9 protein-coding genes are annotated in these 12,478 nt (G+C 76.1%); 3 read left to right on the forward strand and 6 right to left on the reverse strand.

Annotated features, from left to right (window positions below):
* Positions 1 to 63: 63 nt before the first annotated feature.
* The 4 genes from IEY94_RS20560 to IEY94_RS20575 form a co-directional block, all read right to left on the reverse strand.
* Complete coding sequence (locus IEY94_RS20560; RefSeq protein WP_189171875.1) at positions 64 to 2,334, reverse strand: hypothetical protein; 2,271 nt, start codon at positions 2,332 to 2,334, stop codon at positions 64 to 66.
* Entirely contained in the window at positions 2,324 to 3,358 is a 1,035-nt protein-coding gene (locus IEY94_RS20565) for a hypothetical protein (protein WP_189171876.1), read from the reverse strand. Before IEY94_RS20565 ends, IEY94_RS20560 begins: the two co-directional genes overlap by 11 nt.
* Positions 3,352 to 4,146, reverse strand: a complete 795-nt coding sequence (locus IEY94_RS20570) for a hypothetical protein (RefSeq protein WP_189171877.1) — start codon at positions 4,144 to 4,146, stop codon at positions 3,352 to 3,354. Before IEY94_RS20570 ends, IEY94_RS20565 begins: the two co-directional genes overlap by 7 nt.
* Before the next feature lie 61 nt (positions 4,147 to 4,207).
* Positions 4,208 to 5,404, reverse strand: coding sequence for an FxsB family cyclophane-forming radical SAM/SPASM peptide maturase (locus IEY94_RS20575; protein WP_189171878.1), 1,197 nt, complete (start codon positions 5,402 to 5,404; stop codon positions 4,208 to 4,210).
* A gap of 153 nt (positions 5,405 to 5,557) precedes the next feature.
* Between IEY94_RS20575 and IEY94_RS20580 the strand changes: the two genes are divergently transcribed.
* From IEY94_RS20580 to IEY94_RS20590, 3 genes are read left to right on the forward strand one after another with little or no spacing between them, the layout of a single operon-like run.
* Positions 5,558 to 5,749, forward strand: a complete 192-nt coding sequence (locus IEY94_RS20580; RefSeq protein ID WP_189171879.1) for a hypothetical protein — start codon at positions 5,558 to 5,560, stop codon at positions 5,747 to 5,749.
* A gap of 36 nt (positions 5,750 to 5,785) precedes the next feature.
* Positions 5,786 to 9,631, forward strand: a complete 3,846-nt coding sequence (fxsT, locus tag IEY94_RS20585) for an FxSxx-COOH system tetratricopeptide repeat protein (protein ID WP_189171880.1) — start codon at positions 5,786 to 5,788, stop codon at positions 9,629 to 9,631.
* A gap of 36 nt (positions 9,632 to 9,667) precedes the next feature.
* The gene (locus IEY94_RS20590) at positions 9,668 to 10,666 is read left to right on the forward strand and encodes a hypothetical protein (protein ID WP_189171881.1); all 999 of its coding nucleotides are present in this window, start codon (positions 9,668 to 9,670) and stop codon (positions 10,664 to 10,666) included.
* Between the two features lie 465 nt (positions 10,667 to 11,131).
* Here IEY94_RS20590 and IEY94_RS20595 read toward each other — a convergent pair whose 3' ends face one another.
* Both IEY94_RS20595 and IEY94_RS20600 read right to left on the reverse strand, forming a co-directional pair.
* A complete protein-coding gene (locus IEY94_RS20595; RefSeq protein ID WP_189171882.1) occupies positions 11,132 to 11,971 on the reverse strand; it encodes a Scr1 family TA system antitoxin-like transcriptional regulator in 840 nt (279 codons plus the stop codon).
* Positions 11,952 to 12,476 carry a DUF6879 family protein gene (locus IEY94_RS20600; protein WP_229784299.1) on the reverse strand — a complete coding sequence of 175 codons (525 nt, stop codon included), beginning with the start codon at positions 12,474 to 12,476 and terminating at the stop codon, positions 11,952 to 11,954. The genes IEY94_RS20595 and IEY94_RS20600 overlap by 20 nt, the downstream gene beginning before the upstream one ends.
* Between the last annotated feature and the right edge of the window lie 2 nt (positions 12,477 to 12,478).

A 12,478-nucleotide genomic window follows, 5' to 3' on the forward strand; every position in this document is an offset into this window, starting at 1 on the left:
TAGCCGGTGTCGCGAGGCCCGCTCCCCACCGGGGGGCGGGCCTCGCCCCGTTCGCCGGCCGGTTCAGGCCGACGTGCGCTGGTCGCCGTTCTCGGCGAGGTGCTGGAGCAGCTCCCGGCGGACCCGGCCGGCCAGGCTCTCCAGGTCCTTGTACAGGTCCCGCCGGTGCCGGTGCAGGTCGACCACCCGGGAGCCGCCCGCGCCCGGCCCGGCCGCGAGGTCGACCACCAGGTGCAGGTGGTCCAGGACCGGCAGGTAGCTGAAGATCGCGTCGTAGTTGTGGCAGACGTCGTCCAGCGCGCGCCGGGCGTCGGCGCCGAGCCGGGCGCCGGCGGGCTGCCGGGCGTACCAGCCGGCCACGCCGTCGCGGAATCCCCGGACCAGCTTGGCCAGCACGGTCACCAGCCCGATCGCCGTGATCAGGTCGTGCCGCTGGACCCGGGCCTGCACGGTCGCCCGGGCGTCGTCGGCGGCGGTGCCGGCGTCGTCCACCGCGAACACCCGGGCCAGCAGCGGGTCCAGCCGCGGCACCTTCGCCAGCTCGCCCAGCACGTCGTCGATCGGCTCGTCCACCGCCGCCGGCAGCGCCGGCTCCGCGGCCGCCCCGGCCGGCTCCGCCGCGGGGCGCGGGCGCGGGCGCTCGGCCGGCGGCTCGGCCGCCCGCTCGTCGGTCAGGTTGCGGACCCGCCGCTCCAACGCCTGCAGCGCGGCCTCGTGCGCGGCGGCGTACTCGTCGAACCGGCGCTGGCTCTCCGCCTGCTGCCGGCCGATCCGGTCCAGCCGGATCGCCATCGCCGACTCGACGCCCGGCTCCAGCCCGGCCAGCAGCACCCGGACCGTGCTGATCAGCACCTGCCGGAACACCGACCGGTCGTACACCACCGGCTCGGCCCGGATGCCCGTCGCCCCGCCGAACCGGTCCCGCAGGTCGTCGCTGAGGTACCCGACGATGACCACCGCCGCCCGGCGCGGCAGGCTGCCGGCGTGCACGGCGTCCACCTCGGCCCGCAGCCGGTCCACGTCCTCCTCCGTGAGCACCGAGTCGGTGACGATGAGCTGGCAGCCGGCCCCGTACCCGCCGGACGGGATCCAGTAGTCGTCCGACCCGGCCGGCTCGCCGGGGCGCGGCCGCAGCAGGTACGGGATCGCCTCGTTGAACAGCGCGTGCCCGATCTCGGTCCGGGCCTCCTCGAGCGTGGGCACGTCGATGTGCGAGCGGGCCGTCGCGACCACGTCGGCCACCGTCGGCGGCGGCGCGCCCGGCGGCGCCTCGGCCTGCCGCTGGTGGAGCTGGTACAGCAGCTCGATGATCTTCCGCGGGTTCCCCGCGGCGATCCGCGCCACGCTCCCCCGCACCCGGTCGCCGAACGGTGGCGGCCCCGCCCGGCCGGTCCGCCGCCAGACCTCCGCCACGTACGCGGCGACGTCGGCGTCGGTCCACCGGGCGAGCTGGACCTCCTCGGTGATCCGCTGCCGGGTGTCCGGGCTGAGCAGCTCCAACGCCTGCGGGACGCTGGCCAGCACCAGCACCCCGCCGCACCGGTGCAGGTCGTCGAGCAGGCCGCGGAACGCCGCGTGCACGCTCGGCGGGAACTGGCCGAGCAGCGGCCGGTCCACCTCGTCCACCACCAGGGCGAGCCGGTGGCCGATGCCGCGGTGCAGCCCGGCCAGCGCGGCCAGGCCGCGCAGCGCCGACTCGTCGGAGTCGATCGCGGTGGCGATGCCGTGCTCGCGCAGCGCCGCGTGCGGCGGCAGGCCGCGCAGCCAGTCCCAGGCCAGCGTGTCGTGGCCGGGTTCGAGCAGCAGGGTCAGCGCGGTCCCGTACGCCCGGGTGCCGGTCAGCTCGATCAGCCGGTCGTGCAGGGTGCGCTGGAGCCGGCTGGCCATCAGGCCGAGCGAGCCGACCGCGTCGGCCGGGTCGACCCGGCCCTCGACGAGGTCCTCGTGGTACCCGGGCGGGGCGCCGACCGCGTCGGCGACGATCCGGCCGTAGTGCCGGCGCACCCGGTGGGTGATCGTGGCCTGGCCGAGCTGGCCGATCACCTGCCGGTACACGCTGCGGAAGCCGTCCCGGTCCGGGCGGGCGGCGCACACGGTCACCCGTTCGGGGTCGGGGCGCAGCGCGGCGATCCGGCTCAGCAGGTGCGTCTTGCCGCTGCCGTACTCGCCGGTGACCGCGAGGATCAGCGTCCGCCGGGGCGGGTCGCCGTCGGGTCGCAGGTGCGGGCGGAGCAGCGCCAGGAACCGGCGCTCCGCGGCGGACTCCACCGAGATCCCGCCCGGCCGGTCCGCCCACGCCAGGGCGAACGGGTTGGCGCCGCCGTCACTGCTCATCGTCGTCTCCGGATGGGGTCGCGCCCGCGCCGCCGCCGCAGGCCGGGTCGACGGGCGGCTCGCCGGCGGGCTCGCCCCGGCGGACGCTGCCCCAGAAGTAGTCGTGCATCTGCTCCGGCGTCAGCACCGATTCGGGTACCGCGGTCGCCTGCCGGAGGTGCTGGTCGTAGACCCTGCCCAGGTAGTGTTGCAGCCGGGCGATCGGCCACGGGTCGTCGGGCGCCTCCGAGATCATCGCGGTGACGACATCGGTGCTGAACCGGAAGTGCCGACCGATGGTATCCATTCGCCCCATACGCGCCTCCAGGTACCGCGTGGCGTCCTCCGCCCGCAACGGCGTCAGGGTGAGATCGAGCAGCCGCTCCTGCAGCGTCCCACCGTCGACTCGGCTCCTGCTCCATGCGCTGATGGCCCGCGGGTCGCTGCACTCGGCGAAGAACACCAGGTGCGAGCGGGCGAAGCCCGGATATTGGTCGAGGTGGCGGACCGGCGGCTGGAGGCCCCGCAGCACCGGCAGCAGCACCACCACGACGGCCGAGGTGAGCTGTAGGTACGCGGACAGCTTGGCGTAAAATTGTAGGGGCTTGGCCCACAGGTCGTCAGCCTCCACGAACCGGGTGAACCCCCGGTGCCGGCTCAGCTCGTCCCAGATGGCGAAGCACACCTCGGTCTGCCGCTCCTCGTCGATGCCGGGCGTCGCGGTCGCGTCGACCACCACCACGCCCCCGCCGGCCGCCGGTTCCCCGGCCACCGCCGCCATCAGGTCGTGGATGCACTGGTGGATCAGGCTGGACTTGCCGGTCGCCGACTCCCCGCCGACCGTGACCAGCCGCCCGTTGCCGCGCGGGTCGCCCAGCCCCGCCACGAACAGCGCGAGCGACGCGCCGAACGCCGCCCGGGCCGCGCCGGCGCCGCCGACATCCACCCAGTACTCCGCGTGGCCTGGCTCGGCCCACGGCCGCAGCGTGCAGCGCAGCGGCGTGGCCGCGGGCGCGCCGGGCACGTGGAACGGGTTCGTCACCACGGCCGCCACCGCCCCGGGCCGGGCGCCGCGAGCGCCGCCGCCGCGCTCTCGACCGCCGCGAGCGCCGACCCGACCCGGTCGCCGTGCGCGGCCCGCTCGGCCAGCGGCGACCCGGCGGTGAGCGGGCGGGCGGCGACCTCGGCGTCCAGCGCGCGCAGCGGCCCGGCCAGCGCCGGGCCGCCGGGCAGCGCCGCGGCGGCCGCGCCGACCGCCCGGGCCCGCGCGCGCAGCGGGTCGCCGGCCGGCAGGTCGGGGGTGGGCAGCGCGTCCAGGTACGCCTCGGCGGCGGTGGCCAGCTCGCCCAGCGCGGTCCGCAGCGCCGCCGCCGCGCCGGCCCGCCGCTCGGCCGCCTGCCCGGCCCGGGTCAGCCAGCCGCCGAGCAGCGTGGCCAGCAGCGTCACCGCCGAGGTGACGGCGAGCTGCCCGGCGCCCGAGCCGCCGCCGGCGCCGCCGCGGCGGGCCTCGGCGAACGCGGCGCAGGCGCGGTCGAAGCCGGTCGGGTCGCGGCGGCGGAAGTCCTCGACCGTACGGTCGGCGCCGGCGTACCGGACCAGGTCCGCGGCGGCCCCCGCCCCGGCCTCGCCGAGCGACACCAGCGCCCTGGCGAGGCCGACCCGGTGGCCGGGGTCGAGGCAGGTGACCAGGTCGGCGTCGGGCGGGCCGGACGGGCGCAGCAGCAGCCAGCCGCCCAGCGCCAGGGCGAGCGCGGCGCCGGCGGCGAGGGCGGCGCCGCGGTACCGGCGGCGGGCCGGGGCGGGCGGCGCCGGTGGCGCGGCGGGGCCGGTCACGTGCACCTCCCGTCTGTCCGGCGTGCGCTTCCAGCCTCGCAGCCGGTGCGGGTCCGGGGCATTACACATTCGGTGACAAGTCGGGGTCGCGGGCGGCGGGCGCCAGCCGGGCGAGGTCGGCGGCGAGCCGGGCGCGCAGGTGGCCGACGAGCCGGAACAGGTCGGGGCAGTACACCGACGGGTTGGCGAAGCCGGTCGCCGGGTCGTACCGGTGCGCGTGCAGCCCGCCGCCGCACGAGGCCAGCGCGGTGCAGGTGCGGCAGGCCGGGGCGGGCTCGGTGGCGGCGCCACCGGGGCCGAGCGGGTGCGGTACGGCGAACACCGCGTCGAACGGGTCCCGCTGCACCCACAGCCCCGTAGCCCCCGCGCCCTCGGCGGCCGAGCCGAGCACGTCGGAGTGCTCGATGCTGCCGTCGGTCTCCACCACCACCGAGCCGCGCGGCGTCCGGCCGACGCCCTCGACCGCGGACCGGCCGCCCAGCAGCGTGTGCAGCAGCTCCTCGAACAGCCGGACCCGGGTCTCCCGCCGGGGCGCGCCGTACCAGCGGTCGAACACCGCGACCAGCCAGTCCCCGTACGGGGTGGCCGGGTCGCCGCGCACCCGCCCCGGCGGCGGGCGGCCCCAGTTGCCGTGCGGGAGCAGGAAGTCCACGGCGGGCGGGTGGTGCGCGAGCAGCGCCCCGTACGTCGCCACCGGGTCGTGCCGCAGGTCGATGGTGCACAGCAGGCCACTGTAGAGCGCCCGGTACGCCGGCTGCCCGAGCAGCCGCAGCGCCGCGGCGACCCGGTCGTGGCTGCCCCGGCCGCGGTGGTCGACCCGGCGGCGGTCGTTGGCGGCGGCGCCGCCGTCCAGGCTGACGCTGATCGACACGCCGAGCCGGCGTAACACGCGGAGCCACTCGTCGTTGAGCAGGACGCCGTTGGTCTGCATGGCCGCGCGGACCGGTACCGGCACCCGCGCGCGCAGCCGCCGCACGCAGCGCGCGACCGCGCGCGGACCGGCGAGCAGCGGTTCGCCGCCGTGCAGGGAGATGTCGACCCGGGGGAGGTCGTGGGCATGGGCGTGCTCGGCGATCCGGTCCACGGCCGCGTCGATCACCGCATCGGGCATTCGTGGCGGCCGCTCCTTCCACCGCTGGTCCGCCATGGTGTAGACGTAGCAGTAGGTACAGGCGAGGTTGCACCTACTGTGGATCTTCAGGACGAACTGGTGGAAGGCGGGGGCCCGCGGTGCGGCGGCGCGCGGGCGGGGATCCATCCCCGCATCATGCAGTCCGCTGTGGACCGGCGCCCACCCGCGGCGGCGACCGAACGTATGGTGAGGGTCACATCTCGTGATGCGACGGCAACCGCTACGCTGTCGATCCCGTCCATCGAGGCAGGTGCCGCACGACCGGGGGGTGACGGCCGGGTGAACCGCAGCGCACACGCCGACCACGGGCCGCTCGACGTCGCCGGCCTCGACCCCGCCGCGGCGCCCGACGCCGACACCCCGTTCGCCCACGCCCTGCGCCGCGCGCTCGCCGCCGCGGCCGACGGCGACCGGCCGGCGGGCTGCGCGTACAGCAACCACCAGCAGTCGCCGTATGTCCGCGCGCCCTGACCGGGGCGCGACACACGAGGGAGCGGACGAGAAGACATGGGCAGACCGGACGAGCAGCGCCCGGCCGCGGCGGCCCGGCCCCGGGTGGCCGCGTTCCTGTCGGACACCGGCAACGTCGGGCGGACGGCCGTCGTCGCCAACACCGCCTGGGCGCTGGCCGCGGCGGGGCGGCGGGTACTGGTCCTGAGCTGCGACGAGGCGCCGTCGGCGGCGGCGTACCTGCCGTACGAGCGGGAGTCCGACGCCGTCGACGCGCCGCTGGACCCGGAGCTGATGGCGTTCGTCCGGGCGGTCTGCCGGGGCGCCGGGCAGGAGGTGTCCCGCCGGGACGCCCGGCAGTTCGACACCCCGGCCGGCGCGCTGTACGCCCTCGACACCCACCCCGACCCGCTCGTCGCGCCGCCGCGCCCCGGCCAGCTCGCGGCGCTCAAGCGGGCGCTGCGCCGCCGTACGGTCGACGACGTCCTGATCGACTGGCGCGCCGGCCTGGCCGAGCCGGACCTGGCCGCCGCCGCGGCGGCGGCCGACGTGGCCGTGGTGTTCGCGGCGAACCGGCAGCGCTCGCTGGACGGCGCCGCCCGGGCCGCCGCGGAGCTGGCCGACGCCGGCAGCCGGGTGCTCGCGTTCGGGCACCGGGTGGCGGGCCCGGCCGGCGCCGCGGTGGCCGAGGTGCCGGCGCTGGCCGAGGCGTTCCGCGGCGTGCTGCGCGAGCGCGCCGACCTGCTCAGCGTGCCGTTCGACCAGCTCTACACCGCGCACCACGCGCTCGCGCTGCTGCTCGACGACGACATCCCGCCGCACGGCGTCGCCGCCGCGGTGCGCCGGCTCGTGGCGGTGCTCACCGACGGCGCGGTCACCGCGCTGGCCCCGGCGCCGGCCGACCTGCAGCGCGGCTACCGGGATGCCTTCCGCTCCGGCGGCCCCGGCTACACCCTGCTGTACGGCGGCGGCGACCAGCCGTGGGCGGACTGGCTGCGCGCCCTGCTCACCGAGTCCGGCGCGATCGTGCGGATGCAGCGGGCGCACCCCGACCGGCCGCCCGAGCCCGGCGGCGCGACGGTCGTCGTGGTCGACGGCCCGTACCTCGCCGGCGGCGGCGCCGCGCTGGCCGCCCGGCCGGGGTCCGCGGTCGTCGTCCGGGTGGGCGGGCCCGGCCGCGGCTGGCGCGACCTGCCGGTGATCGACCTGCACGGCCTCGGCGCGGCCGACGCCGGCAAGCGGCTGCGCCGGCTGCTGCGGCTGCCCCGGGTGGCGGCGCTCGGCGCGTACCCGGCCGGCGCCCCGGTCTTCCCCGGCGACCCGGCCGAGCAGCGGGACAGCGTCGCGGTGGCCGGCGGCCGGACCCCGCGGGTCGCCGACTTCCACGGCCGCGAGCCCGAGCTGGACGTGCTGCGCCGCGCGCTGGCCGAGCCCGAGGGCGTGGCGCTGGTCCACCTGCACGGCCCGGCCGGGGTGGGCAAGAGCGTGCTCGCCGCCGAGTACGCCCGCCGGTTCGCCGGCCAGTACGGCCTGTGCCGCTGGCTCACCGGCGCCGACCTGCCGGCGCTGCTGGCCGACGGCGCGGCGTTCGCCGCCGAGCTGGGCGTACCGGTCGGGCGGGAGCCGTGGGCCGCCGTGCACCGCGAGCTGGCCGACCGGGACGAGCCGTGGCTGCTGCTGTTCGACGGCGTCGTGGACGAGGTCGACCTGGCCCCGTTCCTGCCGACCGCCGGGCGCGGCGCGGTCCTGGTCACCTCGCGGCACCCGCGTGGGCTGGCCGGCGCGCGCGGGATCGCCGTCGGCCCGCTCGGCGCCGCCGCCGCGGCCCGGGTCCTGGCCACGTACGTCGACGGCCTCACCGACGACGAGCTGGCCGCGGTCGCCGACGCCCTGGACCGGGACCCGCTGGCCGCCCGGCTGGCCGGCTGCCTGATCACCGACATCGGCCGCCGGCTGCACCGCCGCGGCTGGTCCCGGGCCCGCCCGACCCTCGGCACGCTCGCCGCCGAGTACGTCGAGCGGACCGGCGAGCTGCGCGGCCCCGACGCCGTCCCGGCGCTGGCCGCCGCCTGGACGCACACCGCCGAGTGGCTCGGCCTGACCCCCGCCGGCCGGGCCACCCGGGTACTGCTGGAACTGCTCGCGTTCCTCGCCCCCGAGCCGATCGACCTCGGGCTGCTGCGGTCGACGGCGTTCGTCCGCCGGTACGTGCTCGCGCTGCGCGAGGAGGACGCCCGCGAGCTGGCCGACGCCGCCCCCGCCGGCACCGGCGACGCCGCCGACCTCGCCGCCCTGCTCGGCCCGGACACCGCCGCGCCCGGCTCGGTCGCCGGCAGCCTCGCCCGGGACGCGATCAACCTCGACCCGCTGCTCTGGCGGGCCGCCCGGCTCGGCGCGCTGGACATCGACTGGGGCGGCCTGCGGCACCGCGCCGCCATCCCCAGCCACCTCCAGCGGGCGATCCGGGCCGGCCTGGACGACGAGCGGCGGGCGCTGCGCCGCTGGCAGGCCCAGCGGGCACTCGCCGACTTCGCCCCGCTGGAGTCCACCGGTTCGGACGAGTGGCGGCAGGCCCGGTTCGCCATGCTCCAGCCGCACGCGCTGGCCAGCGGCGCCGCGGACAGCACCGAGTTCGCCGTCCGCCGCTGGCTGCTCGGCCAGCTCCGGCACATGAACGCCGTCGAGCCGCGCGGCTGGCGCGCCGCCGCCGCGTTCGGCCGCCGGCTCAAGACCGCCTGGGACACGCAGCCGGCCCTGCACGACGAGCTGTGGTACACCCTGCACGTCCTGCTGGCGAACCTGGAACGCAAGTTCGGCGACCACGCCGCCGCGCTGGCGCTCGGCGACCGGATCGCCGGCCCGCAGCGGCGCACGATGGGCCCCGACCACCTGCGCACGCTGGACAACCTCAGCGGCACGGCCGCCGACCACCGCGGCACCGGCGAGTACGGCCTGGCGCTGGCCGGCGACGCCGCCGTGGCCGCCGGCCGGCGGCGCCAGCTCGGCCCCGACCACCCCGCCACCCTGATGGCGGTGCACAACTGGGCCACCGCGCTGCGGCTCAACGGCGACCTCGGCGAGGCGCTGGCCAAGGAGCGCGAGGTGCTGGCCCGCCGGCTGCGCCTGTTCGGCCAGCGGGACGTCTACACCTGGTGGTGCGCCGGCACCGTCGCCGTCCTCGAGGCCGAGCTGGGCTTCCACGCCGCCGCGGCCGAGTCGCTCGCCGAGGCCCGCCGCTGGGCCCGGGCCGAGCCCGGCTCGCTGCACCAGGTCGTCCTGGCGATCGACGCCGCCGCGCTGGCCAACCGGCTGCGCCGGGCCCACCGCGGCCAGTGGGACGAGGACCGGCCGCCGCTGCCCGGCGAGTTCGCCGACCTGGTCCGCCGGTACGAGGCCGCGCTCGGCCCCGACCACCCGGAGAGCCGGGCCGCGCACATGCTGCACGCGGTCGGCCGGCACCGCAGCCGGTACCCCGAGGACCGCACCCCCGCCGCCGCGGCCGACGTGCTCGCCCTCGGCGACGCGGTCCTCGCCTTCCACCGGGCCCGCGGCGGCCCCGACCACCCGCTCACCCAGCTCTGCGCGCTCAACGTGGGCCTGTTCAGCCGCCGCGCCGGCCGGGTCGACCGCGCCCTCGAACTCAGCGGCGCCGCCCTGGACGCCCTGCGCGACCGCCTCCGCCCCGGCCACCCGTGGACGATCGCCGCGCTGGCCGACCACGCCACCAACCTCGTCGCCGCCGGCCGGGACGCCGAGGCCGCCGCGCTGGACGCGCTGGCCGTCGGCGACTGCCGCGACTTCCTCCCCGCCGAGCACCCGTACGCCCTGATCGCCGCGCACAACGCCACGACGACCGACCTGGAGGGACGGTGGGATGTCGACTTCGACCTGTTCGATCTGTGACCGGGCCGGCACCGCTGCGCGGACGGGCCGCCGCCGGTGACCGCCGACGTGGCCCACCGGGTCGACCCGTTCCTCCCGCCCGGCTACCGGGACCGGGCCGACCGCATCGCCGCGGCCTTCGCCGCCCTGCCCGACCTGCGGTACCTCGGCCACCACACCGGTGACCACGTCGACCTGTGGCACGCCCGCGGCGCCGACCCGGCCGCCGTGGGCAGCACCATCGCCCGCGCCGGCCGTCGCCTCGGCGTGCACGTCGCCGAGGCCGACCGCGCGCTGGCCGGCCTGCGCACCGGCGCCCTGGTCCGCACGGTCCTGCAGGGCCCCGACGCGGTCACGTACGTCGCCACGATCACCCCGAACACGTACCTCGTGGCCGTCCTCGGCCTGCCCGCCGCCCCGGAGCCGGACGACCCGCTGCTCCCCCGCCGCCCCGGCGTGACCGAGGCCGACATCGCCGTCCACCAACTCGCCGACGACATCCGCCGCTCGATGCGCCTCGCCCACTGGGACTTCGGCGGCTGGGCGGCCGCCCTGCGCGACGCCGCCGAGCCCGGCCCCGAGCGCCTCGCCGCCGAGCCCGACGGCCCGCCCGTCCGCGCGGCCGCCGCCGAGGTGGTCCAGGGCGAGCCGTCCGCGGCGGCGCTCACGGCCTGCCGGCAGGCGCTGTCCGGCGGCGCGCTGCACTACGTGGCGCACGTGGCCCGGCGCCGGCACGCGTTCGTGGTGGACGCGCTGAACGAGGACCGGCTGGCCCCGCTCTCCCCCGACCTGCCGATGGACCTGCGCCGGGTGCGGTACCACGAACTCGCCGACGACGTCGCGGAGCGGATGAACCTGCTCGGCCGGGCGGTGCTGGACGTGGTGGGGCGGCCGGTGCAGCGGGCGGTGTTCGACGTGGAGTGCGGGGCGATCTACTTCTACCGGGTGGGGGAGGTGGACTTCGTGCTGGGGATCACGTTGGACCAGGACGTGGTCGCGGAGGCGGAGCTGGCCCTGGCCGGCTGCGCCCGCGACCTCTTCCCGCCGTACCCCTGATTCGGTGCGCTCGGTCGCGGGAACGGTCGGCGCTCATCTCGGCGAAGCCGGCCAAACATGAATGGGACAGGCGCACCTCAAGGGGAACCAGGAGCAGAAATTGTCATTGAATCGACGCAAGTGCCCGGACTGCAAGCAAATGCGAAGACGGTTCGTGGAAACGGTTACAGGACGTCGAGTTTGCAGCGACTGTGGCGAAGCGTTGACTCTGGCCGCCGCAGCCGGGACGGCCACCGGTGACATCGGCGCGACATTTGGCGTCTGGTCCTGGCTACGCAGACGCATCCATGGCGATCGACCCAAATAGCGGAATCTCAGTACCATGCCGACTCGGCACAGTTGCCCCTCGACGGCGCCCCCTTTGGCTGTCGGCAGCTATCTCGCGGCCGCGCGCCCCGGACGATCCGGTGCCCACGGGGGACGCCAGCGGACCGCAGCCAGCAGGTCGGTTCAGCTCGACCGCGGCTACAGCTCGTCCAGGGCTTTGGTGATCAGTCGGCGGGCGTCCTTGCCGTAGCTGGCGAGTGCTTGGAGGTGGCCGAACAGCTTCGCCCACTGCCGGATCTCCCCCGGCTGCGTCACCTCGATGTAGGCGGTCGCCGTCTCCATGGTGACCATCACGTCGTCGAAGATCCAGAAGCCGATGGAGGAGACGCAGGAACCGCGATCGATCCCGGATGGGATGATGCCGAGGCTGACGTACGGCAGGCGCATGACCGCGAGCAGTTGGGTGAGCTGAGCTTCCTGCGTACCGGCGTCCCCGAATCGCATGCGCAACGCCTCTTCCTCCAGCGTCACCACCACGCGCTTCGAGGAGTTCAGCGCGTGACCCGTGCGGATCTGCTTGGCGGGTAGCACCGTCTCCGTGTCGTCCGGCACTTCGAGGAACCGCCACCAGAACGCCAACATCGCGCGGGTGTACGGCTCGACCTGGAAGATGCCGGGGATCACCACGTTCTCGTGGATACGGAAGAGCGTCGTATCGCGGTATAAATTCATGCTGCGGTCCTGCGTCATCTTGCGCAGGGTCCGCGCTTCCCGGTTGAACTCCACGTACGCATTGGACAAGTTCCGCACGCTCGCCAGGAGGTCTTCCGCGTGCTCGACGGCGTCCGTGAGTTCACACCACCGGCGGATGTTCGCCTCCGTGGGCACCACGACGCCATTCTCGATCTTGCTGAGCCGGGTGAAGTGCATACCGAGCCCGAGCGCCAGGACTCGCCCCGTCAAGCCCGCCGACCTGCGCAGTTGACGAAGACGGAGCCCCAGCGCCCGGTGAGCTTCCTCAGGCGGGTCGATAGACACGGTGAGGTGTAGCGATATTCCATGCCGCCTCGAACGCACTGCGGCACGTCTCAATGTCGAGGTCGGCTCTGCTGGTCAGAAAGTCCGCGTTCTCACCCGCGGACGTATAGCGCAGGTAGACAACCAACTCGTCATCGAACAGATAGAAGTCGTCCGGTGGCAGCTCGACACCGCTGGCCGTGGGTCGCGCCAGCCACCTGTTCTCCTCGCCGGCGTCCTCCAGCGGCTTCGTGACGGCGTGGGACCATCGCCAGTAGTCGTTCAGGGGCTCATCGATGATGTGAACGCGACGGCAGGACTTCCCTTCCGCGCGGTATCGACGCAGCGTGTCACACCACGAGACCATTTCGGGCCACTCTTCCAGCCACGATGTGTCATCCAAGTCCCGCCCCAAGAAGAGGCGCTCGGCGTCCGTGCCGTACGAGGAGCGCATCTCCAGGTGGACGTAGGAGCGCTCCAGTGAGTTGAGAATGCACTCGAACTCCTTGACGTCGATGCTCGCCAAAT

The organism is Pilimelia anulata, from assembly GCF_014647895.1.
GTDB classification, from domain to species: Bacteria; Actinomycetota; Actinomycetes; order Mycobacteriales; family Micromonosporaceae; genus Pilimelia; species Pilimelia anulata.